Annotated in this window: 22 protein-coding genes; 11 read left to right on the forward strand and 11 right to left on the reverse strand. The window is 66.3% G+C overall.

The features are described 5' to 3' along the window. Positions 1-15: 15 nt before the first annotated feature. Positions 16-1,164, forward strand: a complete 1,149-nt coding sequence (locus ACH49N_RS09710) for an alpha/beta hydrolase (protein ID WP_358271525.1) — start codon at positions 16-18, stop codon at positions 1,162-1,164. Here ACH49N_RS09710 and ACH49N_RS09715 read toward each other — a convergent pair. The 4 genes from ACH49N_RS09715 to ACH49N_RS09730 are packed head-to-tail and all read right to left on the reverse strand — an operon-like array spanning position 1,161 to position 4,372. Further along, positions 1,161-1,838 carry a DUF2064 domain-containing protein gene (locus ACH49N_RS09715; RefSeq protein ID WP_358271524.1) on the reverse strand — a complete coding sequence of 226 codons (678 nt, stop codon included), beginning with the start codon at positions 1,836-1,838 and terminating at the stop codon, positions 1,161-1,163. The two genes, ACH49N_RS09710 and ACH49N_RS09715, sit on opposite strands and share 4 nt — an antisense overlap. After that, positions 1,835-2,509 (reverse strand): glycosyltransferase family 2 protein, encoded by a 675-nt coding sequence (locus ACH49N_RS09720; protein ID WP_358271522.1) that lies wholly within the window; start codon positions 2,507-2,509, stop codon positions 1,835-1,837. The genes ACH49N_RS09715 and ACH49N_RS09720 overlap by 4 nt, the downstream gene beginning before the upstream one ends. Next, positions 2,502-3,569 (reverse strand): NAD-dependent epimerase/dehydratase family protein, encoded by a 1,068-nt coding sequence (locus tag ACH49N_RS09725; protein ID WP_358271520.1) that lies wholly within the window; start codon positions 3,567-3,569, stop codon positions 2,502-2,504. Before ACH49N_RS09725 ends, ACH49N_RS09720 begins: the two co-directional genes overlap by 8 nt. Then, on the reverse strand, positions 3,566-4,372 hold the full coding sequence (locus ACH49N_RS09730) for an S-methyl-5'-thioadenosine phosphorylase (RefSeq protein ID WP_358271518.1): 807 nt from the start codon (positions 4,370-4,372) through the stop codon (positions 3,566-3,568). The genes ACH49N_RS09725 and ACH49N_RS09730 overlap by 4 nt, the downstream gene beginning before the upstream one ends. 19 nt (positions 4,373-4,391) lie before the next feature. On the opposite strand from ACH49N_RS09730, the gene ACH49N_RS09735 reads away from it, so the two are divergent. Beyond that, on the forward strand, positions 4,392-5,804 hold the full coding sequence (locus tag ACH49N_RS09735) for a hypothetical protein (RefSeq protein WP_358271516.1): 1,413 nt from the start codon (positions 4,392-4,394) through the stop codon (positions 5,802-5,804). Positions 5,805-5,846: 42 nt separating this feature from the next. On the opposite strand, the gene ACH49N_RS09740 is transcribed toward ACH49N_RS09735, so the two are convergent. Further along, on the reverse strand, positions 5,847-7,052 hold the full coding sequence (locus tag ACH49N_RS09740) for a low temperature requirement protein A (RefSeq protein ID WP_358271514.1): 1,206 nt from the start codon (positions 7,050-7,052) through the stop codon (positions 5,847-5,849). Positions 7,053-7,198: 146 nt separating this feature from the next. Between ACH49N_RS09740 and ACH49N_RS09745 the strand changes: the two genes are divergently transcribed. Both ACH49N_RS09745 and ACH49N_RS09750 read left to right on the forward strand, forming a co-directional pair. Continuing rightward, the gene (locus tag ACH49N_RS09745; RefSeq protein WP_358271512.1) at positions 7,199-8,203 is read left to right on the forward strand and encodes an ROK family glucokinase; all 1,005 of its coding nucleotides are present in this window, start codon (positions 7,199-7,201) and stop codon (positions 8,201-8,203) included. Beyond that, a complete protein-coding gene (locus ACH49N_RS09750; RefSeq protein ID WP_109326306.1) occupies positions 8,188-8,523 on the forward strand; it encodes a WhiB family transcriptional regulator in 336 nt (111 codons plus the stop codon). The genes ACH49N_RS09745 and ACH49N_RS09750 overlap by 16 nt, the downstream gene beginning before the upstream one ends. Before the next feature lie 41 nt (positions 8,524-8,564). On the opposite strand, the gene ACH49N_RS09755 is transcribed toward ACH49N_RS09750, so the two are convergent. The 4 genes from ACH49N_RS09755 to ACH49N_RS09770 all read right to left on the reverse strand — a co-directional run bounded on the left by ACH49N_RS09755 (position 8,565) and on the right by ACH49N_RS09770 (position 14,653). Beyond that, the gene (locus ACH49N_RS09755; protein ID WP_358271510.1) at positions 8,565-10,346 is read right to left on the reverse strand and encodes a protein kinase; all 1,782 of its coding nucleotides are present in this window, start codon (positions 10,344-10,346) and stop codon (positions 8,565-8,567) included. 52 nt (positions 10,347-10,398) lie between these two features. Beyond that, positions 10,399-10,626, reverse strand: coding sequence for a hypothetical protein (locus ACH49N_RS09760; protein WP_109326312.1), 228 nt, complete (start codon positions 10,624-10,626; stop codon positions 10,399-10,401). 110 nt (positions 10,627-10,736) lie between these two features. After that, a complete protein-coding gene (locus ACH49N_RS09765) occupies positions 10,737-13,403 on the reverse strand; it encodes a LuxR C-terminal-related transcriptional regulator (protein WP_358271508.1) in 2,667 nt (888 codons plus the stop codon). 161 nt (positions 13,404-13,564) lie between these two features. Beyond that, positions 13,565-14,653 carry an AI-2E family transporter gene (locus ACH49N_RS09770; RefSeq protein ID WP_159918949.1) on the reverse strand — a complete coding sequence of 363 codons (1,089 nt, stop codon included), beginning with the start codon at positions 14,651-14,653 and terminating at the stop codon, positions 13,565-13,567. A 159-nt stretch (positions 14,654-14,812) separates the two neighbouring features. Here ACH49N_RS09770 and ACH49N_RS09775 point away from each other — a divergent pair, with 159 nt between their 5' ends. The 6 genes from ACH49N_RS09775 to ACH49N_RS09800 all read left to right on the forward strand — a co-directional run bounded on the left by ACH49N_RS09775 (position 14,813) and on the right by ACH49N_RS09800 (position 21,170). Next, entirely contained in the window at positions 14,813-15,250 is a 438-nt protein-coding gene (locus tag ACH49N_RS09775; protein ID WP_159918950.1) for a hypothetical protein, read from the forward strand. A 9-nt stretch (positions 15,251-15,259) separates the two neighbouring features. Then, positions 15,260-16,957, forward strand: a complete 1,698-nt coding sequence (locus ACH49N_RS09780; RefSeq protein WP_358271506.1) for a SulP family inorganic anion transporter — start codon at positions 15,260-15,262, stop codon at positions 16,955-16,957. Positions 16,958-17,041: 84 nt separating this feature from the next. Continuing rightward, the gene (locus ACH49N_RS09785) at positions 17,042-18,010 is read left to right on the forward strand and encodes a hypothetical protein (protein ID WP_358271504.1); all 969 of its coding nucleotides are present in this window, start codon (positions 17,042-17,044) and stop codon (positions 18,008-18,010) included. Between the two features lie 95 nt (positions 18,011-18,105). After that, positions 18,106-19,371 (forward strand): aspartate kinase, encoded by a 1,266-nt coding sequence (locus ACH49N_RS09790; RefSeq protein ID WP_159918953.1) that lies wholly within the window; start codon positions 18,106-18,108, stop codon positions 19,369-19,371. 3 nt (positions 19,372-19,374) lie between these two features. Further along, positions 19,375-20,406: an aspartate-semialdehyde dehydrogenase gene (locus tag ACH49N_RS09795; RefSeq protein WP_358271502.1), complete on the forward strand. Its 1,032-nt coding sequence runs from the start codon at positions 19,375-19,377 to the stop codon at positions 20,404-20,406. Positions 20,407-20,504: 98 nt separating this feature from the next. Beyond that, on the forward strand, positions 20,505-21,170 hold the full coding sequence (locus ACH49N_RS09800; protein ID WP_358271500.1) for a GAP family protein: 666 nt from the start codon (positions 20,505-20,507) through the stop codon (positions 21,168-21,170). Here ACH49N_RS09800 and ACH49N_RS09805 read toward each other — a convergent pair. Together ACH49N_RS09805 and ACH49N_RS09810 are read right to left on the reverse strand one after the other, a co-directional pair. Beyond that, entirely contained in the window at positions 21,117-22,022 is a 906-nt protein-coding gene (locus tag ACH49N_RS09805) for a hypothetical protein (protein WP_317745710.1), read from the reverse strand. The genes ACH49N_RS09800 and ACH49N_RS09805 overlap by 54 nt on opposite strands. A gap of 86 nt (positions 22,023-22,108) precedes the next feature. Continuing rightward, entirely contained in the window at positions 22,109-23,047 is a 939-nt protein-coding gene (locus tag ACH49N_RS09810) for a formylglycine-generating enzyme family protein (protein ID WP_358271498.1), read from the reverse strand. 138 nt (positions 23,048-23,185) lie between these two features. Between ACH49N_RS09810 and ACH49N_RS09815 the strand changes: the two genes are divergently transcribed. Beyond that, complete coding sequence (locus ACH49N_RS09815) at positions 23,186-24,970, forward strand: multicopper oxidase domain-containing protein (protein WP_358271496.1); 1,785 nt, start codon at positions 23,186-23,188, stop codon at positions 24,968-24,970. Positions 24,971-24,989 lie beyond the last annotated feature (19 nt).

A 24,989-nucleotide genomic window follows, 5' to 3' on the forward strand; every position in this document is an offset into this window, starting at 1 on the left:
GTACCGTCGGAAGAGATGCAACAGTACGTCCCTCGCCCCCCGTCCACCGTCGGCGACTGGAGTGATGCCCGACGGAAAATGCAGTTGCGCCGATCCCGCCCGGGACACTCGTGGCGCCGCTTCGGCCGCACTCGCCGAATGCTGATGTGGCTCGGACTGTCGATGGTGCCCGTGCTCATCGTCGGTGGGCAATATTGGGTCCAGGACGTGCAACCCGAGAGGGAGCGGCTGGCCCAGACCCTGCCCGCCGTCCACGACGTCTACGAGGCGAAAGATCCGGCCGATCAGAAAACAGCAGTGGTCGACATGGTCGGGCTCGGCAACGTCGACGCCACGGATACGGCACGGTCGCTCGCGGCCTACACCGACCTCGGGCAGGTGTGGGCGGTGGAATATGACAACAGCGGTATCGACACCAAGGTGATCAGCGACCTGATCGTCGACCATGCCGCCGCCACGGGAACCGACAACATCATCCTGTCGGGGCACAGCATGGGTGGGGTGGTCGCGCTGGAGGTGGCTCAGCACATCTACGAGGACACCGACACCGTGCTGGCAGGGGTCGTTCTCGACTGCACGCCCGTCGATCTGCACGCCGTGCGGGGAGATGCGCGCGACGCCGGGGAGGACATGCTGCGGTGGATCGGCTGGTTGCCGGGCGCGCGGGAGAGCAGGAGCCTTCGCGTGCTCGTCGAAACAGCCGCCCGCAAGGACCGCTTCCTCGACAGCAACTCGTGGTACCCGCGCGTCGATCTGTCCGCTCTCGGCAGCGTCGTCGAGGAGGTCCTGCACGACAAGGTGTTCTCGGATGATGCCGCCAGTAACGGGTTGATCGAGTCCCAGTTCAAGGTAATCGTCGCCTCCGGTGCCATCGACAATTTGAAGTCGCTTGCCGTGGAGCGGGATGGGAAACCCCTGCCCGCAGTCATTTTCGTTCGCCCGCGGGACGGTCGATTCGATCCCGTGGTCGACGTCGACTACACCCAGCGCATACTCGTCGAGCAGTCCGGCGGCGTGGACGGCACGCTGCTCGTCGCGAAGCTCGACGGGATCGGGCACGCCAATCCCATCCAGCAACCGGCCGCCTACAACGCGGCCATCGAGAACCGGATCGCACCGTTCCTCCGGCCGCTCCTCCCGTCCCCACCCGTGCGTACTTATTAACCGCCGAATGTTAATAAGTACTCACAGGTGCGGAAGCGGCTTCCCAGTGCACACTGCGCCGCGACTGGTCCAAGATCGGCGGCGTGATCGACGTCGCGCAAGGTCGGTAGCAGGCGCACCGACGCGCCCGCGGCGATCAGCGCCTCGTAGGTCTTCCGACCGGTTTCGGAACTGGACGTCGGCACCGGGAGGATCGCCTTCGCGACCCCGGGGTCGGGTACGCCCAGAGCCCACCAGCCGCCGTCCTCGGCAGGCCCGAGCACGCACGTCGGTGCCTCGTCGGCAAGTAGTGCGGCCGCGTCGCCGAGCAGATGCGCGGTGACCTGCGGCGTGTCCATCCCGATCTGCAGAACCGGTGATTTGGTCATCGTGAAGGTGTCGGCGTGGGCATTGACCAGGCGTTCCGCAAAATTGCCGCCGCGCTGTTCGAGGACGGTGACGCCCTTCAACGCTGCCGTGATCTCTCTGCTCCGCGTCGCCCGCGCGAGATCACCGGTCAGGGCCACGACACGATGGGCAACTCCGGTCGAGGTGACCGCGTCGAGGGTGTCCAGCAGTGACGCCGCCGCCAGGTCTGCGGCCGCGGCGTTGCCGATCTCCCGGGCGAGGCGAGTCTTCGCGAACCCCGGTACCGGAGCCTTCGCGACCACGAGAACGGCCACGCCGATGCTCACCGCAACACTGTCCAGAAGTCGTGGACGGCGCGCAGCGTCCCCTTGACCGACCCCGACACCTTCGACGACCCCGCGGTGCGCGGTCGGTACGTGATGTCACATTCGGTGATCTGCCAGTGCGCGCGGCCGGCGAGAATGAGGAGCTGCAGTGGGTAGCCCGAACGCCGGTCGCCGACGCCGAGGTCGAGAAGGGCCTGCCGCCGAACCACTCTCATCGCACCGAGGTCGTGGATGGGGATACCGTAGCGGCGTCGGAGGCGGGCAGCGAGGACGGCGTTGCCGATCCGGCTGTGCAGGGGCCAGGTGCTGCGTTCGACCGGGCGGCGGCGGCCTACGGCGAGATCCGCACCGGATTCCACGGCAGCGACGAGTGCGGGGAGCTCGCGGGGGTCCGTCGAACCGTCGCCGTCGAGCACACACACCACCGGCGTCCGTGCGGCCTCCACGCCCGCGTGGACGGCGCTGCCGTACCCGGGCCTGGCCTCTGTCACGACGGACGCACCGTGCGCCCGGGCGACGTCAGCGGTGCCGTCGGTGGAATTGTTGTCCACCACCAGCGCTCGGTAGCCCGGCGGGATCCCGGCGAGTACACCCGGCAACGATCCCGCCTCGTTCATGCAGGGAATCACCACGGTGACGTCCGCGGGAGAGATGGTGACGCCCTCAGACATGAGGAGAACCCATCGAGCGGGCGTTGCGCAGCGGTGCGTGGGCAAAGGCGGTGAGTCCGTCGTGCGGCCGGATCCGGGCCCGGAATTCCAAGAACTGTTCGGCTCTTCGTGGATCGGCAACGATGTGCCGGACGTCGCCGGGGCGATATTTCCCGGTGACGACAGGCTCGGGCCCGCCGCAGGAACGTGCCAGTGTCGTGGCCACCTCACCGATCGTGATCGGCTGGCCCGAACACACGTTGAACGCCGCAAATTCCGGTAACTCCGCGTCGAGTGCGGCAATGTTCGCCGCCGCGACATCCCGGACATGGACGAAGTCCCGTGTCTGCCGTCCGTCCTCGAACACCCGAGGTGGGTCGCCGTCGTCGAGAGACGACCGGAACATCGCCGCGACACCGGAATACGGCGTGTTGCGAGGCATTCTGTCGCCGTACACGTTGTGGTAGCGCAGCGCGGTGACGGATCCGCCCGTGGCCAGCGACCAGGCGAGTGCGTAATTCTCCTGGGCCACCTTGCCGGCGGCATAGAAGCTACGCGGACGCAGCGGCGCATCCTCGTCCACGAGGGCCCACTCGAGCGGCTCCCCGGTGTCGGGATCGATGTGGTCGAACACTCCCGCGTCGAGATCGGTCCTACGGCGTGGTGCCGGTTCGACGTCATCGCCGCGCCGGTTGCGATAGCGCCCGACGCCGTACACCACCATCGACGACGCGAGTATCATTCGGGTGCACTTGGTTTCGTTCATCGCGGCCAGGAGTGCTGCCGTTCCGAAGTCGTTGTGACTGGCGTATGCGGGGGCGTCGCTCGCGTCCACTCCTGCCCCCACGACAGCGGCCTGGTGGCACACCACGTCGATGCCGTTCAGCAGTCGGGTGATGGCTTCCTGGTCGCGGACATCGATGTGCCGAACACCGTCCGGAATGTCCGCGTCGGCGCCGTGCGCGGACGGCAGCAGTGCGTCCACCGCCACGACCTCGTGTCCCGCATCCTGCAGAGCCGTGTAGACGTGGCTGCCGATGAATCCTGCTGCGCCCGTGAGCAATACTCGTCGAGAAGTCATGGCAGTTCGATCGGCAAGGTCGCGCCCTCGTGCACGCGACAGGTGTCGCACGGACCTTCCGGCGCAGCGGCGATCGCCTTGTGAACCAGTGATGTCAGGGAACCGAGGTTGCGTTCGAATTCCGCGAACACATCCACGGCGCGCACACCGTCCCCTGCATCGATCCCGGCGTCGAGGTCGGTGACCAGAGCGATGGTGGCGTAACACATCTCGAGCTCCCGGGACAGAACGGCCTCAGGGTGTCCGGTCATGTTCACCAGTGACCAGCCCTGCCGTGCGAACCACTGGCTTTCCGCCCGGGTCGAGAAGCGTGGGCCCTCGACCACCACCAGCGCCCCACCGTCGACCGTGCCGGTCCGCAGGGCCGCCTTGCGCAGGTCGGCGCAGTACGGATCGGCGAACTGCACGTGAATGCCGCCGCCATCGAAGTACGTCTGGGTGCGGCCACTGGTGCGGTCGACCAGCTGGTCCGGGATCACCAGCGTTCCGGGACCCCAATCTGTGAGGAGGCTCCCGGCGGCGCACGGTGCGAACACCCGCTGCACACCCAGTGTGCGCAGCGCCCACAGATTGGCGCGATACGGGATCGTGTGGGGAGCGAACTCGTGACGCCGACCGTGCCGCGGCAGGAAGGCAACCCGCCTGCCGTCCACTTCGCCTACCGTGATGGGGGCGCTCGGGCTGCCATAGGGGGTGACGAGCTCGACTTCCGCTGCTCCTTCGTCGAAAAAGGAATAGAAGCCACTCCCGCCGATGACGGCAACCTCCGCACGCGGGCGTTCGGTGGAACTCATTGCGGTCATAGAGACATCCTCCGTCGTTATGCTGGGCGCGAGTGCGACTTTCGCCGAAGGAGATGACGTCATCGGACCCGAGCAGCGAGCAGCGGGACGGCGCTTCGCGTACCGGGATCTGACGGCTGCCGGGCTCGCGCTGCTTCTCGTCGCCGCGGCGTTCGTCGTCCCGCGCCTGGGCAACGAGACGATGACAGCGATTGTTCACCGGTCGGCGAAGAGCGTGCGAGACTTCGCGGACGCCGCTCCGCTGTTCGGGTTCCGCGACGTGCACGTCGGCTGGGGGACCCCGGTCGCGATCGTGCTCGCGGTGGCGGTCACGGTGTGGGGTCCCGGCCTAGCCTCGCGGCTGTCGTGGCGGCACCTCACGCTGGGAGCGTGGCTCGTCTCCGCCGCATGGGCGATGTCGCTGGCGATGGTGGACGGCTGGCAGCGCGGGTTCGTTCGCAGATTGACGTCCGAGGACGAGTATCTGCACGAGGTTCCCCGGATCACCGACATCCCGGCGACGCTGCGCGGCTTCACCGAACGGATTCTGGACAACCAACCCGAATCGTGGACCACCCACGTGTCGGGGCATCCGCCGGGTGCGCTCCTGACGTTCGTCTGGCTCGACCGGATCGGCCTCGGCGGCGGCACCTGGGCCTCGGCATTGTGTGTCGTGGTCGGGGCGAGCGCGGCCGCTGCCGTGATCGTCACCATCCGGGCGCTGGGCGACGAGTCGATGGCGCGGCGCGCGGCCCCGTTCCTCGTGCTCGCGCCCACCGCGATCTGGGTGGCGGTGTCCGCGGACGCCTTGTTCGCGGGAGTGGTGGCGTGGGGGATCGTCTTGCTCGCCCTGTCCGCCCGTCGCGCGGTCCGGTGTCCGACCACAGCCGCGGTCGGTGGTGGCGTGCTGCTCGGATTCGGGATCTACCTCAGCTATGGCCTGGTTCTGATGGCGTTGCCCGCGGTGGCCGTTCTGGTGATCGCCCGCACGGCGAGGCCGCTGGCCGGCGCCATGTTCGGTGCCCTTGCGGTGGCGGCAGTGTTCACTGCGTACGGCTTCTGGTGGTTCGACGGCTATGTGTTGGTGCAGGAACGCTACTACCAGGGCATCGCGTCGGATCGGCCGTTCCGGTACTGGGCATGGGCGAACTTCGCCTCCCTCGTGTGCGCCGTCGGAGTGGCGGTACCTGCCGCGCTCCCTCGGGTGTTCACGTGGCCGCGGCTGAAGGAGCTGTCCCCGGTCAACGTGCTGGTGGTCGCCGCCCTGCTTGCCGTGGTGATCGCGGACCTCAGCGCGCTGAGCAAAGCCGAAACCGAACGCATCTGGCTGCCGTTCGCGGTGTGGCTGCTCGCCGCTCCCGCGCTGTTGCCGCGGCCAAGTCACCGGTTCTGGCTTGCACTACAGGCTTTCGGCGCACTGGCCGTCAATCATCTGTTCTTCACGAACTGGTGACAGCCCGTGCGTACATATCCACCGCGGAGTGTTAACAAGTGCTCACGGGTGGGCGTGACGAATCTGGTCGCGGGGCTCGTCGTAGCGGATCGTTTCGAAACCGATCAGCGCGAGGAGGACCGCGGTGAGAATCCCCAGCGTCGCGAGGGCCGGAACGTGCCAGACGAGCGGGATCAGTGCGAGCAGGATGACCGCCGCCACCACCCGGGGCACCGTCACGGACCCGGTGGCGTACGCCTTGAACCACACCAGTGCGAGCAGGTAGAGCGCGGCGCCACCGAACAGTGCGATCAGCGGCCAGCCGTACAGAGGATCTGTCAGCCGGTGATCGTTACCGTCGCCGACATACGACAGGATCTTCTTCAGTCCCAGCGACAGCATCACGACACCGATCACCATCGGAAGATGCAGGAAGCTGTAGCAGTTGCGGGCGATCCGGATCTGACGGGCACCCGTCGCCCTTTCGAAGGCGTGCTCCACGGCCAGGGACGCCACGTCGAAATACGACCACCACAGCAGCCCCGACACCGCGAGGCCGAGCAGCGACGCCACGATGATGGCCCAGGAGATCGGGAGGTCCGCGACGCCGATGCCGATGGACACGATCGACTCACCCAGGGCGACGATGATGATGAGTCCGTGCCGCTCCGCGAAATGGGTGACCGATCGCAGCCGCCACCCGGTCCCCCCGATGAGGGTGCCGATGTAGTCACCGGCGAGGGCCAGGAACCACATCACGGTCTGTGCGTTTCCGGTGAGCTGGGAGGCGATCAAGAGAAAGGTCGTGCCGATCAACATGCTCGGCGTGAACCGGAGAACCTGGCCGCGCAGCTGCGGATCGTCGCGGCTGATCACCCAGAACATCAGCAGATGTAGGGACCGCACCACGAAGTAGCCGAGGGCGAAGACGACTGGGCCGTCGAGTCCACCGGCCAGATCGTCGAATGCTTCGGGGATGGTCAGCGCGGTGATGAAGACGCCACCCATCGCACCGAACATCACCACCCGCACGACTCCTTCGTCGGCGCGCACGAGGTTGCAGATCCACGCGTATCCCACCCAGCTCCACCACAGAACGGCGATCACCAGCGAGCCACGCAGCAGATTGACCCCGGTGGGGTCGTCCGCCATGAAACCGGTGACGCCCGTGATCGCAAAGACGAACACGAGGTCGAAGAACAGCTCGAGCGTCGAAACCGACTCGCGCTCCTGGACGAGGCGCGGACGCAGACGATGGGCGAAGGTCACGGATGAATGGTGCCACCTCGTAGCACACCGCGGAAGTCGGGCCAGACCAGCTTTGTTCGTAAAAAGACGGAAGTATGTATTGATGTCGGTCTTAAGTTCCTCTACTGTCAGCGTGACACCGCTCACTCGTATGGAGGACAAAAACCATGGCTCTGACGATCGGCATCGACGTGGGTGGCACCAAAATCGCGGCCGGAGTCGTGGACGGCGACGGAGTCATCCATCGGATGGAGCGCCGGCACACCCCGTCCCACGATGCGCGGGAGGTCGAGAACGCCATCGCCGAGCTCGTGCGTGAATTGGCGGCCACGTATCCCGTGCAGGCGGTCGGTATCGGCGCAGCCGGTTTCGTGGCTGCCGACCTCAGCACCGTGCTCTTCGCCCCGAACCTCGCCTGGCGCAACGAGCCTCTGGGTGAAGTCGTCCAGGCCTCCTGCGGACTGCCGACCATCGTCGAGAACGACGCCAACGCCGCAGCCTGGGGCGAGGCGCGATTCGGGGCCGGACGCACCGGTCACACCGTTGTCGTGCTCACGGTCGGAACCGGAATCGGCGGTGGCATCGTCGTGGACGGCGTTCTGCAGCGCGGGCGCTTCGGAGTGGCTGCGGAATTCGGTCACCTCAATGTCGAACCGCACGGCCGCCGCTGCGGTTGTGGGAACAACGGATGCTGGGAGCGCTACGCCAGCGGACGCGCGCTCGTGCGGAAGGCGCAGGACCTCGCGGTGGTCTCGCCCGCATTCGCCGCGGAACTCCTGGCCCGCGCAGGTGGACGCGCCGAGGCCATCACCGGACACCACGTGACCGCCGCAGCACAGCACGGCGACGCAGCGGCGCTCGAGTGTTTTCGGGAGATCGGTTCCTGGCTCGGACACGGCATGGCGGACATCGCCGCGTTCTTCGATCCCGACCTCTTCATCATCGGCGGAGGGGTGTGTGAAGCGGGCGAACTGCTTCGGGCCCCTGCCGCCGCCGCGTTCGAGAACCGCCTCACCGGACGCGCACACCGGCCGGTCGCCGAAGTCCGGCTGGCCGAACTCGGCGCGAACGTCGGCATCGTCGGCGCCGCCGACCTGGCTCGCGAGCACCTGCTAGGGCTCGCTCATGACGGCTCACAAGTATCTGGAGGAGTGCAATGTCCAATCGGCTGAGTCTTCCCGTTCCGGTCGCCGAAGTGTGGGACTGGCAACGAGACGCCGCCTGCCGCGGCTACGAATCGTCACACTTCTTCCACCCCGACCGCGAACGCGGCCGGGCACGCGAACTGCGGGACTTCCGCGCCAAACAGACCTGCCGAGGCTGTCCCGTGCTGGTCGAGTGCCGCGAGCATGCACTCAGGGTGGGCGAACCGTATGGAATCTGGGGTGGGCTCGCCGCGCACGAACGCGAAGAACTCCTCGCCAACCACCAGGGCCGGGTGGACGACGCCGTCGCAGAATCGTTCGGCCTCGATCTGGCACGCCACGCCTGACGCCGTTCGATCTGCAGCGCCACGCCTGACGCTGTTCGGCCTCAGTTACCGGCCGGAAGCATGAGCACCCGGCCGTTGTCGGTATCCGCGACATAGACGTCGCCACGGTTCGACACGGCGATGCCCTCGGGTTCGCTGAGTCCGGTGAACGGCAGAACTTCCTGTTCGTCCGAGCCGGCCCGAAGTCGCAGCACGCGGTGGTGGTTCTGGTCGATGGCGTACACCGTCCCGTTGTCGTCGACGGCCACCCCGCCCACGCTCTGCAGGTCGGTGAGGGGCAGAAAGCTCTGCGCGCGGGTGGCCGCGTTCCACGCCAGAACCTTGTTCGGGGTGCCCACATAGAGGTCACCCTGCTTGTCGACGGCCACGGTGAACGGGCCGATCACCGTCAGCGGTACGTCGACGGGGGTCGCCGTGACGTCGTGCAGGGACACCACCCGGTTGTTCAGCGTGTCGGCGACGTACACGGTTCCGTCCGGCCCCACCGCGACGCCGAACGGCTGGTTCAAACCGGTGAACGGCAGTGGCAACGCGGTGTCGTCGTGCAGCAGTGTCACCGTGTTGGTCACCAGATCGGAGACGTACACGTCACCGGAAGCACTGACGGCCACGCCCTGCGGCACCGCGAGTCCGGTGAACGGGAGGACGGTCTGCTGTCCTGAGCCGGCGTGCACCCGCACAACCTGCTTGGCCGAGCTGTCCGCGATGTAGAGGTCCCCGGCGTCGCTGACCGCGAGTCCCGCAGGACTCGCCAGGCCGGTGATCGGAAGGACCACCTGCTCGCTTGTCGGCTGTTCGTCCGGCCATGCGAAGAAGGCGACACCGGCCAGGATCACGGCGCCGGTCAGGGCCGCGGTCACCGCCACCGGTGTGCGCCACCACGGCCGGCGCCGCGGCGCCGGGACGGTCTCGGTGAGAGTCCCGCCGCTGACATGGGTGGTTGCCGCGGGATCGACGGGCCGGGATGGGCTGGGGGCGAGGGCGGGTGCGCTGCGTGATGCGGCGTCGATCGCGTCGCTGAACTCACGGCAACTCGAATACCGGTCGTCACGGTCCTTGGCCATGGCCCGCGCGACGACATCGTCGAATCCGGCGGGCAGATCCGGCCGCACCCTGCTCGGCTTCGGGATCGGACCGTTCAGATGACCGTGCATCACCGCGGAGGCCGTGGTGCCCGGATACGGCGGTTCGTTGGTCAGAAGGTGGAAGAACGTGCATCCCAGCGCGTAGATGTCGACCCGGCGATCGAGTGACGCACCCTCGATCTGCTCGGGTGCGGCGTAATGCAACGTCGCGACGAGCATCCCCGTCCGGGTCAGCTGATGTGTTTCGTCCAGCGCCTTCGCGGTGCCGAAATCAGCCAGCAGGATCCGTTCGGGATCACCTTCGGCCAGCAGGATGTTGGCGGGCTTCACATCGCGATGCAAAATCCCGGCCCTGTGTGCATGGTCCAGGGCGTTCCCGGTCTCGGACACGATGCGCATCGCCCGCGCGACATCCAGTCCGCCGGACACGAGGGCTTTCCGCGCGTCGACGCCGGGAACGTACTGCATCGCGATCCACAACCGGCCACGCTCCCGGCCGCGGTCGTGGATCGTCACGATGTTCGGGTGTTCGAGCTTCGCGGCGTGGTCGGCCTCCGACTCGAAGCGTGAGCGGACGTACTCGTCGCTCGCCCACACCGAGTCCAGCAATTTGAGGGCGACCTTGCGTGGCAGGTTCGGATGCTGAGCGAGGTACACGGTGCCCATGCCGCCTCGTCCCAGAACCCGTTCGATCACGTAGCCGGCAAACACCGTGCCCGGTTCGAACTCGCCACTCACACCGGCTTCACCGCCTCCCGGGTCCCTCCACCCATTGAACCCCGACCCCGGCTCAGTCCGGTAGCCGACGCATCTCGATGACGGTCAATCCCAGCGCGTCGAAACGGGCCAGCATCCCCCGCAGGTCCGTCGGGCTGTCGACCCGGCCGTACAGCGTGGTGTCACCGGTTGTCACACCCGAAACGTCCAATTCGGGGAAAGCCGCGATAACCCGCTCGGACAAGGTGCCGCTGATCAGGAAGGCGTACCTGACGTTGTCGGGCCAGGTCGATTGCTCCACGGCGGCTCCTTCATTCGCGGATGTGCAGTCCTTCGACAAGCGGTCAGCCAGTGAATACAGGGTGACTCGAAAGACAGCAGCGCGCCTCACCCGCAAGTGGTGAATCGCGCTCAGAGCAAGCCGGCCTGTTGCGCCGCCGCGATGGCGTCACGTCGGGAGGTGACCCCCAATTTGCGGTAGATCCCGCGCAGGTGCGTCTTCACGGTGTTCACGGACACGCATAGGTCGGTGGCGATCTGCTCCGCCGTGCGCCACGACGGAAGCTCCACGAGCAGTTCCAGTTCGCGGGGAGTCAGCATGTCGGATGCCGCGGTTCCGGACCGTGGAAACGACGCGCGCAGCCGCTCCGCGAATGTCTCGAGCACCCCGAACCGCCCGGTGCTCCGGATCAGTAATTCTCGGATCTGCGGTCCGCAGTCGTGGAACGGACGCAGCACCGAATCGGGCTCGGCCAGGCGGAGCGCCTCGGTGAGGGCACCGTGCGCCCGCGAATCATGCTTGCGGGCAAGCGCTATTGCCGTGTCGACCAGCCATGCCGCAATCAAATTGGTGCCCGCCGCGCACACCACGGAGCCGTCCAGCACGGGTTGCAAGGTTTTGCGGGCCTGATCGAGACGGTGGGCGTGGACGTGAACGATGGCGTCGAGGACCGCCGTGTCACCGGTCGATCCGATCAGGGTCCGCGCGTCCGCCGCGAGTTCGTGGGCCCACCCGACCTCGCCGGCGGTGAGGTACGCGTACTGGATCGCCGGCAGCAACACCGCCCGGATACCCGGCGGCACTGGAATCGACGACGACACAGGGCTGTGCGCATGGAGCGTGGTCACCGCACTGTGCCGATGGTCCGACCCGTCCAGTCCGAACAACACCGCTGCGCCGTCAGCGAATTTTGCGGTCCCGGCGTTCTCACGGTGCAGAACTACGGCCGATTCGGCGGCGATCCGCGCGGCGTCGTCGTCGAGACGGACGTACCGGCACCATGAATCGACCAATCGCACCAGGTGGAACGTCGGATTGTCCGTGGCGGACTGCTCCGCTCCGATTCTGAGCGACTCGCTCACGAGGGCGGCGGCACGAACTACCTCACCTCTCGACATGGCGAGGGCCGCGAGAGAGCCGAGGCAGTACATGACGGTGAGCGACGCGTCGGCGAGGCGGGCATGAGCCAGCGCCTTCCCGAGCACGTGCTCCGATTCCTCGGTTCGGCCGAGGAAGAGTAGGGCCCTGCCTTCCTGAAGAAGTACGAACGCGTCCAGTTCGGATTCGCCGGTCGATTCCGGTCCCACCGACCGTAGCCGGGTAAGTGCGTCGTCGATGTCGCCGGTCTGAACGGCGGTCTGCACGCGGAGCGATTCCCGAAGCAGCAGGTGCCGTCTCGGATCCGTTCCGTCGATCGTGACCTCTGCCCGTGTGCGGTCGAGAACGTCGAGCGTGGACCGCGCCACGGGAACGTTGCCCGCGGCCAGCGCCGCCGCCGCGCGGATCAACCGCGCCGACGGATGCTCCTGAGTGGTGCGCGGCGCCCGCGTGAGGAGACGATCGACCGCCTCACCATGCCCCCCGACGATCAGCGACAGCGACGTCCGGGAGAGCAGCGCGACAATCGCATCGTGGTCGCCCGAGTTGACCGCATGTTCGAGCGCCACCAGCTCATCCCCGAACTCCGCGTGCCAGTGCGCGGCGGTGAGCTCGAGATGCTCCACCTCGACGTGTCCGACGCGGCTGATCTCCGCTCGCAGATAGCTACGCAACAGTGGGTGGTACCGATACTCCGTCGGGAAGCCGTCGATTCGGTTGATCAGAAAATTGTGGTGTTCGAGCCAATCCACCTTGTCGTGCGCGTCGGTGCAGCCGGTGAGGATCTCCGCGAAGTGGGTTGTGAACGACGCGGGCACGGAGGTGCGGAGAAGGAAGTCGCGCATCTCGTCGGTCTGGCCGGCGAGAACTTCCTCGATGAGATAGTCGGCGACCGCTCGTCGATTACCGGAGAACTCGGCGATCAACCGACTGGGATCGGGATGGCCTTCCAAAGACATTCCTGCCAAACGGATTCCGGCTGCCCAACCCTCGGTGCGCTCCATCAGGGCGTCGAGGTCGCCGGAATCGAGCCGCACATCGTGCTCGGTGAGCATCGCGGCAGCCTCCTCGGCGGTGAAGGCGAGATCGCGGGCCGTGACGGTGAACAGCTTGCCGTCCAGCCGAAGTCGCTGCAGCGCGAGTGGCGGCTCGAATCGTCCGCAAATGATTGTCCGGAGCATCGGCGGTTGCCAGCGCATGAACGACTCGAGGTCGTTCAGTATGCCGGTGTCGAGGAGCAGATGAGCGTCGTCGATCACCATCCAAAGGTTCTCCCCGAGTTCACCCAGATCCGCGGACATGTGCGCACCGAGGTCGGGGGAATCGGGGTCGAGGCGGTCACACAACGCACGCAGCCGAGGATTTCCGGTTTCGTTCAGTGCCCGCAGAATGGCGCGGTGGATGACGCCGATGTCGTTGTAGCGTTCTTCGATCGTGATCCAGGCGATGGTCGGTGAATCCACGCCCGCCAGAACTTCGGATGCCCAGTCGGCGGCCAGCCGGGTCTTGCCCGACCCGGCGGGCGCGCACACGAGAACGACAGGATAGGGGTGATCTTCGCTGGTCAGCGCATCGGTAAGGAGATTGTGCAATCTGGTGCGGGTGACCGTTCGGCCCACCGCATCCGAAGGTATTCGGATACTCGAATGAAACTCGCCGAAATGTACTGCCGTCACGCCGACCCCCAATTCTCGCTGCACCGAGAAACGACCTTCGACAAACGCCAATCTCCGACGCCGTGGGCCGGTGCGGTGATTTTAGCGAGAAAGCGCTGTTCGTGTCGGTGAACGGCAGGGCGCTCCGGGCTCGTGCGCCTTTCTGGTTGCCCCAGCTACCAGAAAGGCGCACGAGCCCGAAGGGCCTATGCGGCCGGTTCCGGGGGCGGGGGAGCGTCGCTGAGAATTGTGTTCACCCACCTCGTGGACGGGTCGATATCGATCAGCAGCGCCTTCGCCATCAGTGTCAACGGAATCGCGAGAATCGCGCCCAGAGGACCGAGTATCCACGTCCAGAAGACCAGCGACAGGAAGGTGAAGGTCACGGATAGGCCGACCGCGTCGCCGACGAACTTCGGTTGGATCACCGACTGGATGATGACGTTGATGACGCTGTACACGACGATGACCGTCAGCATCAGTCCCGGACCGCCCTCGAGCAACGCGAGCAGAGCCGGTGGAACGAGCCCGAGGACGAAGCCGACGTTCGGGACGTAGTTGGTGATGAACGACAGCAGTCCCCACAGGATCGGCAGCGGAATCCCCAACGCCCACAGCGCCGCGGTGTCGATGACCGCGACGATCAATCCGAACACCGTGGACACGATCAGATACTTGCGCGTACCGGCCGAGAAGGCGGTGAGGGCGGTAGCGATGTCGGGGCGCATCTGCGTGACGATGGACATCCGCGAACCGTAGGAGCTGCCGTCGACGGCCATGAACAGCAGGAGTGCGAGGACGAACAGCAGGTTCGAGAAGACACCCAGCATCGCCTGCAGAATTCCCTCGACCAGTCCGAAGACCTTGCCGTAGTCCACCTGGGACAGCAGCGTCTGAGCGTCGGTGGAGTTCACCCCGTTGCTGTTCAGGAAACTCTGGGCGTCATCGATCAGGCCGGTGAAGTCGTCCGCGTATTCCGGTAGGAGCGTGGCGAGTCGCGCGACGGACAAGGCCAACGACAGCACGAGGACGAGAAGAATGCTGTTGACCACCACGATCGCCGCGATTGTCGCGAGCCAACCCGGGACACCCTTTCTGTAGAGCCATACGGGCAGCGGGTGGACTGCGACGGTCAGCATGAGAGCGAGGAAGATGGGGCCGACGATCGACGCAGCCACCTGGATCCCCGCCACGGTGACGACGAGCGCGGCCAGCCCGAGAATGACGATCAGACCACGCGGCATCGACCATTGGGTGTCTGCCGGTTTACCGGACCGGTCCTGAGGTTCCGTCATCTCGTGTCCCCTTCGCAAAGGTCGGCCGCATCGACTCTCGCATTCGGTGCGCCGACGCACATCATCCGTTGCAGATGAGGATCACCCGGCGCGGATGATGTCCACGGCCGAACGAGGCCGGACCATTCACTTGTTCGCAAACACACTTTCGAGAAGGGCATGGACATGACGACCAATCCCGAGTCCAGAACGAACAGCCCTGTAAAGCAGGGTTTTGCAGCAGGAACGTCCCTGGCAGCGGCGATTCTGCTGCTGACAGTCGGGGTAATTTCGTTCTTCCAGGGAATTGCCGCAGTCGCTTCCGACGACCTGCTGGTCATCGGCGTCGAATACACCTATCAGTTCGACACCACCACGTGGGGGTGGATTCACATCGTTCTGGGCCTCGTCCTGATCGCCAGTGCCGTAGGTCTGATGACGGGCGCCACCTGGGCGCGAATTGTGGCCGTCTGTATTGCCGCACTGTCCATCCTCGCGAACTTCCTGTGGCTTCCCTACTACCCGCTGTGGTCGATTCTCATCATCGCCCTCGACGTGGTCGTGATCTGGGCAGTCACCACCTGGGACACCAGCAAGTACGACACCGCCACGTACTAGGACGAGGGAGTGGTGAGTCCCCGGGCGGGCGCTTGGCCGGTTTTCGGCTCACTGCGGGAGTATCGAAAGGGATGGGTCAGGCCCGATGTGCTCGCGGGCCTGACCGTCTGGGCTGTTCTGGTCCCCGAGGCCCTGGCCTACGCGACCATCGCGGGTGTGCCGCCCGTCGTCGGCCTGTATGCGGCGGTCCCCGCGCTAATTCTCTATGCGGCGGCGGGTAGTTCGCGGCACCTGGTGGTGGGGCCGATGTCTGCGACAGCCGCGCTGTCTGCGGCCATCGTCGCACCCGTCGCCGCCGCCGACGGCGGGAAATATGCAGCACTGTCGGCCGTCCTGGCGATCGCGACCGGAGTCACGGGACTGCTCGCCGCCCTGCTCCGTCTCGGCTTCATCGCGTCATTCATCTCCGAACCCGTGCTCAAAGGCTTCATAGTCGGTCTCGCCCTCACCATCATCATCGGGCAGGTGCCGGCGATCTTCGGGATCGAGAAGACGACGGGCAACTTCTTCGAACAGGCCTGGGGGGTGATCGCTCACCTCGGGGACACCGACTGGGGCACCCTCGTCGTCGGCGGGCTCAGTCTCGCCGTGGTGCTGGGGCTCAGGCGCTGGGTGCCGGTCGTCCCCGGCTCGCTGCTCGTCGTCCTTCTCGGAATCGCCGCGGTCTCGCTGTTCGACCTGGATGGCAAGGGCGTCGACATCGTCGGACCCATTGATTCCGGTCTGCCGACGCTCGGGTTACCGGAAGGCGTCGGATTCGACGACTTCCTCGATCTGATGGGCCCGGCTGTGGGTGTGTTGCTGATCGGGTTCGCGGAAGGACTGGGCGCCGCGAAGACATATGCGACGAAAGAGGGCTACGAGGTCGACCCGAATCGAGAGTTGTTCGGTCTCGGCGCCGCGAATCTCGGCTCCGGTCTCTGCTCGGGAATGGTGGTCAACGGCAGCTTGTCCAAGACCGCCGTGAATGGTGGGGCGGGGGCGAAATCGCAGGTGAGCGGCCTGGTCGTGGCCGCGTTGACCATCGTCACGCTGCTGTTCCTCATCGGACTCTTCGAGAAGCTGCCGGAGGCGACGTTGTCGGCGGTGGTGATCGCGGCCGTCATCGAGCTCGTCGACATTCGAGCGCTGCGCCGGCTCTACGGCGTGTGGACCGAAAGGCTCGGCAACATCTACGGATACGCCGCGCGTGCCGATTTCGCGGCCGCGCTCGCCGCGATGGTCGGGGTGCTCCTGTTCGACACTCTTCCCGGACTCGTCATAGGAATCGGCGTGTCCATGCTGCTGCTCCTCTACCGAGCGTCGCGTCCCCACGTCGCAGCGCTGGCGAAGGAAGGATCGCTGTGGGTGGACGCGGAGCGTCACCCCGGCCTTCCGACCGCACCGCACGTGGTGGTGGTGCGCGTGGAGGCGGGACTGTTCTTCGCCAATGCCGAGCACGTCAAGGACCGCATCGAGGACCTGTGCGCCGACGACACACGGGTGGTGGTTCTCGACGCCGGGACGTCACCTTTTGTCGACGTCACTGCCGCGCAGATGCTCGGACAATTGCGGAGTGTGCTCGCACGCAGGGGAATCGAACTCCGAGTCGCGCACGACATCGGACAGTTCCGGGACACGCTCCGGCTGTCCGGCTCCGATGCGACACCCGTCAACCTGTACGCCACCGTGCAGGACGCGCTCGACGCAGGCGCTTCGCGCCCGTGAGTGGTTGACGAGTGCAGGGACTCGTCAACCACTCACGGGTGGCGGAGCCGCCGGTAGTGTTCGGGCGGTTTCGAGGGGGAACGAGTGAAGAGAATTGCCGCGGCGCTCCTGTGCGCCGTCATCACGTCCGGGTGTGCGCACAACGTGTCGGGGACTGCGGGGGCGTCTCCGCTGGACGAGTCGAGTCCAGGGCAGCAACGTCACATCGACGTCGAGGACGCCCTACGCGCCGCCGATCCGTGCGGACTTCTGGACGAGGCTGTGGTGCGGCAGTTCGGGACGGTTCAGCAATTCGGATCCGCTGTGCAGTTGCCGGTGTGTTCGGCGCTGATTGCAAGGCCCGGCGGCGCGAAGACCTATGTGGACGTGTCTCTGCTGCCATCGATGCTGTCGGACTCAGCGCTGACCCGGCCGGACACGGTGGACGGGGTCACTGTCTACCGCGGCCCGGGCGCGGACCTCGCGCGCGGGACGTGTGAACGCGTCTTCCAGCTGAACCTCGGAACGCTGGAGGAACGCGTGAACCCTCTATTCGGGACCGTCCGCGTCGGAACCGTCGCCGGGGAGGACGCCTGCCCGCTGGCCGACGCGGTGCTGGACTCTGCGATCGACAGTATGCGGCTGGGACTGCCCGCCCGTGACGCCGCGGCCCGGAATCAGGTGGCACTCGCGGTCCACGACCCGTGCGAAGTGCTCGAGGTGCTGGGCGACCCCGGCGGACGGGTCGTCGATCCGGACGCACCGCCGACGCCGTTCGACTGCGTTCTGTTTCCCGACCCGGATCGGGTGCCCGGAAGTGAGGTGACCGTCTCGTTCACCGTGTCGTCGGTCAAGGAGAACCGACCACCCGTTCCTGCCGAGCCGGAGACGATCGGCGACCGGTGCCGTTGGACGAGCCCGATGGGTGAGCCGATCGACGTCACGCGGCCCGGAGCCGAGGTTGACCAGTTCGCCCGCAGGCTCGGTTCCGCAGGTGCAGTCGTCACTGTTCACGGGCCGAACTGCACCGAAGTCGCGAGGGTCGCGGAGGCCGCGACCACGGTGTTCGGATAGGCGGCCCGACGGACTCACCCGGGATCACATTGGACTGCGCCGGTAAGCTCGACAGCTGGACCAGTACAGATTCTTCGACCTGGAGGTAGAAACGCGTGGCTCTCGTCGTCCAGAAGTACGGCGGATCCTCGGTGGCAACCGCCGAGCGAATCCGACGAGTGGCTGAACGGATCGTCGAGACCAAGAAGGCCGGCAACGATGTCGTCGTCGTGGTTTCAGCGATGGGGGACACCACCGATGAGCTGCTCGATCTGGCTCAGCAGGTGTGCCCAGCCCCACCCGCCCGCGAAATGGACATGCTGCTGACCTCCGGTGAGCGCATCTCCAACTCTCTCGTCGCGATGGCGATCCATTCGCTCGGTGCCGAAGCCCGTTCGTTCACGGGCTCGCAGGCAGGTGTCATCACCACCGGTGCGCACGGTAACGCCAAAATCATCGACGTCACACCCGGTCGCGTTCGCGACGCGCTCGACGAGGGTTCGATCGTCCTCGTCGCCGGATTCCAGGGCGTCAGCCAGGACAGCAAGGATGTGACGACGCTCGGGCGCGGCGGTTCCGACACCACCGCTGTGGCTCTCGCGGCTGCCTTGAAAGCGGACGTCTGCGAGATCTACACCGACGTCGACGGCATTTTCAGCGCGGACCCGCGCATCGTTCCCGACGCGCAGCGTCTCGAGACGGTGTCGTTCGAGGAGATGCTCGAACTCGCGGCGTGCGGCGCAAAGGTGCTGATGCTGCGCTGCGTCGAGTACGCCCGCCGTTACAACGTGCCTGTGCACGTCCGCTCGTCATACACGACCAAGCCGGGCACCATCGTGTCCGGATCGATGGAGGACATCCCCGTGGAAGAAGCAATTCTCACCGGAGTCGCGCACGACCGCAGCGAGTCCAAGGTCACCGTCGTCGGCCTTCCCGACACCCCGGGCTACGCCGCGCAGATCTTCCGGGCGGTCGCCGACGCGGAGATCAACATCGACATGGTGCTGCAGAACATTTCCAAGGTCGAGACCGGGAAGACGGACATCACGTTCACTCTGCCGACGGCTGACGGGCCGCGCGCCGTCGAGAAGCTCTCCAAGCTGCAGGGCGAGATCGGTTTCACCCAGATCGTCTTCGACGATCACATTGGCAAGGTGTCGCTCGTCGGAGCCGGCATGAAGAGCCACCCCGGCGTCACCGCCACCTTCTGTGAGGCGCTCGCAGAGGCGGGGATCAACATCGACCTCATCTCCACGTCCGAAATTCGCATCTCGGTGCTCGTCAAGGACACCGATCTGGACAAGGCTGTGAAGGCGATCCACGACGCATTCGAACTCGGCGGCGACGAAGAAGCTGTCGTGCACGCAGGAACGGGACGGTAAATCATGACCACCATCGCTGTCGTCGGTGCCACCGGTCAGGTCGGCATCGTCATGCGCACTCTCCTCGAGGAACGAAACTTTCCCGCGGACACGGTGCGGTTCTTCGCCTCCGCGCGGTCGGCGGGCAGGAAGCTGCCGTTCCGCGGCGAGGAAATCGTCGTCGAAGATGCGTCCGCCACCTCCGACGAGGACCTGAAGGGCATCGACATCGCCCTTTTCTCGGCCGGTGCCACGCTCTCTCGCGAGCAGGCCCCACGGTTCGCCGCTGCAGGCGCCGTCGTGGTCGACAACTCGTCCGCGTTCCGCAAGGACCCCGACGTTCCCCTGGTCGTCAGCGAGGTCAACCCGGAGCAGGCGAAGAACCCGCCGAAGGGCATCATCGCCAACCCCAACTGCACCACGATGGCCGCGATGCCGGTCCTGAAGGTGCTGCACGACGAGGCCGGACTGCAGCGACTCATCGTGTCCAGCTACCAGGCGGTGTCGGGCAGCGGTATCGCCGGCGTCGAGGAACTGGTGAGCCAGGCGCGCGCCGTCATCGACAATGCGGAGAAGCTGGTCCACGACGGCAGCGCCGTCGACTTCCCCGCCCCGAACAAGTACGTCGCGCCCATCGCGTTCAACGTGCTCCCGCTCGCCGGCTCTCTCGTCGACGACGGCAGCGGTGAGACGGACGAGGATCAGAAGCTTCGCAACGAGAGCCGCAAGATCCTCGGCCTGCCCGACCTCCTGGTGTCGGGTACGTGTGTCCGCGTCCCCGTCGTCACCGGGCATTCGCTGTCGATCAACGCCGAGTTCGAGCGTCCGCTGTCGGTGGAACGCGCGCAGGAGATCCTGTCGAAGGCTCCCGGGGTGCAGCTCGTCGACGTGCCCACCCCGCTGCAGGCCGCGGGCAGCGATCCGTCACTGGTCGGGCGCATCCGCCAGGATCCGGGTGTCCCCGAGGGCCGCGGTCTGGCGCTGTTCGTGTCGGGCGACAACCTGCGTAAGGGTGCCGCGCTCAACACCATTCAGATCGCCGAACTGCTGGTGTGATCTCCCCACGTGAGTGGCAGGGCACGCTCTGCCACTCACGTGCGATTCACCCGGCAAGTGCGAGGCGCACACGAGTTCACCGACCCTAGGGTTCGGACATGGGCTCAGTTCTCGGAGAAATGCTCCCGCTCGCAGTCGGTGTCGCCATTTCACCGATCCCGATCATCGCGGTCATCCTGATGTTGTTGTCGAAGCGCGCCGGCGGTGCGAGTGCGGGCTTCGGTGTGGGGTGGCTCGCCGGAATCCTTGTGGCTACCGGCATCGTCGTGCTCTTCGCCGGCGGTATCGGCACCACCGACTCCGACGGTCCGTCGGCGACCACGTCATGGGTCAAGATAGTCCTCGGCGTGCTCCTGCTCCTGCTCGCCGGACGGCAGTGGAGAAGTCGCAATGCCGACGCGGAACAACCGAAGTGGATGCGGGCAATCGATGACCTGAACATCGTCAAGTCGATCGGACTCGGATTCGTCCTGGCGGCAATCAATCCGAAGAACCTTCTGCTGTGTGTCTCCGCGGGCGTGGTGATCGGCTCGTCCGGTGTGAGTGGCGGTGAGCAGGCGATCGCGCTGGCGGTGTTCACCGTGCTGGCCGGGTCGACGGTGATCGTTCCCGTGGTCGCCTACGCAGTCGCCGCCGACAAGATGCGCGGCACCCTCGACAACCTGAAGGTCTGGCTGCAGGCCAACAACGCCGCGGTGATGAGCGTGCTGCTACTGGTGATGGGAGCCGTCGTTCTCGGGAAGGGACTCGGCGGAGCGTTCTGAGGCGACCGCATCGGGCCCGCGGAGGTACCGACCGATGTAGGCCTCGTCCAGCGCGAGCGCCTTGGTGATCACCGCTGCTCCCACGATGACGACGGACATCACGAAGAGCCAGCTGATCGCGGTGAACACCAGGCCGAGTGACCCGAATTGATGCTGTGCCGAGGCGGTGATCCGGGGGAGAAGGATACGTCCGCCGACGTGGAGAGTGGTCAGTGCTGCGGCGGTCAACGCCCCGGTGGCCCAGAGCACGCGGCCCTCGAGGGTGCCCATCGTCAGCAGGTACGGGCTGAGAGTCCAGACGGCCATCCACACCGCGAACTCCCCGGCGACTGCGAGCGGTGGTCCGATGAACCTGACGCTCGTGAGCTCACTCGCCAGGCCGATCGCTGTACTCGACAACGCAACGGCGAACAGGACCACCAGCCACCGCCAGGCGTCCCGGAGATTGATCGACGGGACGTTCCAGATCTTCCCGTAGATCCGGGCGAGGGCCCGGGCAAACGACGTACCGCTGATCGCGATCATCAGCAGGCCGACCACCCCGAAGGCCGCGAACGACGGGTCCGTGGTGTCCACGGTGCCGGACGTGGAGGACAACTCCGCGGGGTCGAAACCGAACTGGGTCTTGATGGTGCGGGCGGTCAGGTGCCAACTGCTCAACGTCGAGGCCGCAATCATCACGGGGAGCACCGACGTGAAGATCCGCGCGGCAAGTGTCATCGACCGGTCGACGAGTTCGATCTCGATCAGCCCATCTATGACCCGTCGAACCGTGCGGCCCGGAGGAGTGCCCTGCATCCAGCCGTTGGCCGATTCGGTCCGCGCCGCGAGAGCTTCCCGAGCCAGCATCACTGACAACTTGGTCGACCGCACCTTACTTACTCAACCGCAGTGAACGCGGTCTGTCTTCATCCCCGTCAGGTGAGTCCGGCCCGCGTTCACTCGCGGACGACGCATCGGAAACCGATGTGGCAGGTCGACGTCTCCTCGGTGTCGCCTTGCCGAGCCGACGGCCGGTAACGGAGGCAGTAATTCGGTGCGCAGAGGTGTGAACCCCCCTTGATCACTCGCCGCGCATAGGGTTCGCCGGGGTTCTCGGCGCGCGCGGTATCGACGCGCGGGTTGGTCGGAATGCAGCAGGAACTGGTCGGCGCGACATTTTTCCCGCTCGCGGAATGATCAGCGGTGAAGTGGTCGGTGGTCCACTCCCACACGTTGCCGGCCATGTCGCTGAGCTCGTATCCGTTGGGCCGGAAGTGACCCACCGGCGACGTGCGGGCGAAGCCGTCCGCGAGCAGGTTCTCCCAGGGGAACTGGCCCTGCCAGACATTTCCGCCGGGCCTGCCACCCGGCTCGTGCTCGTCACCCCACACGAACGGTTGCCGGTCCAGTCCGCCTCGCGCCGCGAATTCCCACTCCGCTTCCGTCGGCAGATCTTTGCCTGCCCACTTCGCGTACGCGCGGGCATCGAACCACGACACATGGGTGACGGGATGGCGTTCACGTCCGCCGACGTTGCTGCCCGGACCCTCCGGATGACGCCAGTCCGCCCCCGGCGTGAACGACCACCAGCGGGTGTAGTCGTCGAGCGGCACCGGTCCCGGTGTCGGGGTGAACACGAGGGAGCCGGGGACCAGCAACGACGGGTCCGCGTCCGGGTACTGTGCGGGGTCGGGGGCGACCTCGGCGGTGGTGACGTGACCGGTGTCTTTCACGAACCGCCGGAACTCGGCGACGGTTACCGGGTGCGAGTCCATCCAGAACCCGTCGACCGTCACCTGGTGGACCGGGCGCTCCTCGGGATAGAAGTCCTCCGATCCCATCCAGAACGTGCCACCCGGAATCCATGCCATGTTCTTCGGTACCGCTCGAGTCATGAGGCCAGCGTGGCATGGTCGGCGCGCGGGTGCGACAGAATCCCCGGTGCCGAAACCGGGCTGAGGGGTACCCCACTCGAGGTACCGTCGGCTTTCCGAGTCGCAACAGGATATTCATCGTGCAGGGGGCGCCGGCGAATGGATGGACGAATTCCGCGCAGGTCGTTCGTTCGTGGACTGGCACTGACGGCCGGGCTGGGCGCCGTAGGGGTCGGCTCGGCAAGCGCCTTTCCCTTCGGCATCGACCCCCTGCGGCCCTTCGTTTTCCGGTCACCGCCACTCGAACCGTTTCGGGACCCACTTCCCCTGCTGCCGACACTCGGTGGCACTTCCGTCGAGGTGCACGCGAGCAGCACGATGCACACGTTCCACTCCGACCTTCCCGCCTCCCCGGCGCTCGCGTACGGCGGTGTCGACTACCTGGGACCGACGATCGAGGCCCGGGTCGGCGAACGGACATCGCTCGTCTACCGCAACGACATCGCGAGCAATCCCCTCGCCGCCGATGTGGACACCAGACTGCACGGCGTGACCGAAGCGGACCGCACCGACGTGGCGACCGCGCTGCACCTGCACGGGGGGTCCAATCCGCCCGAGTTCGACGGGCACCCCGAGCACACGCTGCGGCGCGGGCAAGGGCTGGTGTACGAGTTCCCGAATCAGCAGGACGCGTGCACCCTCTGGTATCACGACCACGCAATGGGGGTCACCCGGCTCAACATTTTCGCTGGACTGGCCGGTCTGTACCTGCTCCGCGACGAGTTCGACACCGGTACCGTGGGCAATCCGCTCGGGCTGCCCGCCGGCGAGTTCGAGGTTCCGCTGATTCTGCAGGACAAGAATTTCACGGATGACGGCAGGCAGAGCGTTCGCTCCAACCCGCTGAACCCGCAGGGCAGCTGGGAAGCGGCGACCCCCGGCGACACCGGCGTGGTGAACGGCAAGGTGTGGCCGGAGATGGCCGTGGCGCGCGGGCTGTACCGCCTGCGCATGGTGAACGCCGCCTCGTTCAGCGTGTGGAACCTCTTCTTCGACAATCGAATGCGGTTCTGGGTCATCGGCGCCGAAGGCGGATTGTTCGACGCCCCGGTCCCCGTCGACCATGTTCGCCTCGGACCGGGTGAGCGCGCCGACCTGCTCGTCGACTTCGGTGCTCTGGCGCCCGGCACGACCGTCGAGCTGCGCAACGACGAAGCGATTCCTGACCAGGTGGCTCAGCGCGGGGTCCTGCCCATGCCGCGTTTCTGCCGTTTCCGCGTGGGAGCTGCGGCGGGGTTCACCGGCCCGGTGCCGCAGACCCTGCGCGGCGGCCGCCGGCAACCGCCTCTGCTGGCGCCGGTCGCGCAACCTCAGGGGGTGCGCAACGTCTCGGTACTGCAGATCGGACAGGGCCTCGGGCAACCGTCACCGCTGATGTCGCTCAACAACCTGCGCTACACCACCGACGACATCGAAATGCCGCGCCAGGGCGCGGTCGAACAGTGGAACATCGTCAATGCCACCCCGGAGCCGCACCCGATCCATCTGCATCTGGTGAGGTTCCGCGTGCTCGGGCGGCAGGCGGTCGATACGGCCGCATTGATGTCGGCGTCGCCGCTCCCCGCGGTCGGGACACGATGGACGCCGTCTCCGGATCCGTTCACCCGGGGACCGGTGCTGTCGCCGCAGCCGTGGGAGTCCGGTTTCAAGGACACCGTGATCGCCGACGCCAATTCCGTCACCCGGGTGGTCGTGCGGTTTCCGACAGCCGAGGAACTGGGTTTCGATCCCGACGCGACCTTCGGCATGTCGGCCCATGCCACGGATCACTCGGGTGGACACACCGGGCAGGCACCCCAACCTCTGCGGGGCTACGTCTGGCACTGCCACATGCTCGATCACGAGGACCACGACATGATGCTGAAGTACCGCCTCGTCCCGTGAGTACTTCTTAACCTCCCGT

The organism is Rhodococcus sp. NPDC019647 (assembly GCF_044389235.1).
GTDB lineage: Bacteria > Actinomycetota > Actinomycetes > Mycobacteriales > Mycobacteriaceae > Rhodococcus_F > Rhodococcus_F oxybenzonivorans.

What these genes read in the sequence shown, in the direction of transcription:
- ACH49N_RS09720 (WP_358271522.1), bottom strand. Translation starts at nt 2,509, where the DNA reads ATGTCTGAGGGCGTCACCATCTCTCCCGCGGACGTCACCGTGGTGATT.
- ACH49N_RS09730 (WP_358271518.1), bottom strand. Translation starts at nt 4,372, where the DNA reads ATGACCGCAATGAGTTCCACCGAACGCCCGCGTGCGGAGGTTGCCGTC.
- ACH49N_RS09810 (WP_358271498.1), bottom strand. Translation starts at nt 23,047, where the DNA reads ATGACTCGAGCGGTACCGAAGAACATGGCATGGATTCCGGGTGGCACG.
- ACH49N_RS09815 (WP_358271496.1), top strand. Translation starts at nt 23,186, where the DNA reads ATGGATGGACGAATTCCGCGCAGGTCGTTCGTTCGTGGACTGGCACTG.
- ACH49N_RS09735 (WP_358271516.1), top strand. Translation starts at nt 4,392, where the DNA reads ATGCTGGGCGCGAGTGCGACTTTCGCCGAAGGAGATGACGTCATCGGA.
- ACH49N_RS09725 (WP_358271520.1), bottom strand. Translation starts at nt 3,569, where the DNA reads ATGACTTCTCGACGAGTATTGCTCACGGGCGCAGCAGGATTCATCGGC.
- ACH49N_RS09795 (WP_358271502.1), top strand. Translation starts at nt 19,375, where the DNA reads ATGACCACCATCGCTGTCGTCGGTGCCACCGGTCAGGTCGGCATCGTC.
- ACH49N_RS09750 (WP_109326306.1), top strand. Translation starts at nt 8,188, where the DNA reads ATGTCCAATCGGCTGAGTCTTCCCGTTCCGGTCGCCGAAGTGTGGGAC.
- ACH49N_RS09800 (WP_358271500.1), top strand. Translation starts at nt 20,505, where the DNA reads ATGGGCTCAGTTCTCGGAGAAATGCTCCCGCTCGCAGTCGGTGTCGCC.
- ACH49N_RS09770 (WP_159918949.1), bottom strand. Translation starts at nt 14,653, where the DNA reads ATGACGGAACCTCAGGACCGGTCCGGTAAACCGGCAGACACCCAATGG.
- ACH49N_RS09775 (WP_159918950.1), top strand. Translation starts at nt 14,813, where the DNA reads ATGGACATGACGACCAATCCCGAGTCCAGAACGAACAGCCCTGTAAAG.
- ACH49N_RS09745 (WP_358271512.1), top strand. Translation starts at nt 7,199, where the DNA reads ATGGCTCTGACGATCGGCATCGACGTGGGTGGCACCAAAATCGCGGCC.
- ACH49N_RS09710 (WP_358271525.1), top strand. Translation starts at nt 16, where the DNA reads ATGCAACAGTACGTCCCTCGCCCCCCGTCCACCGTCGGCGACTGGAGT.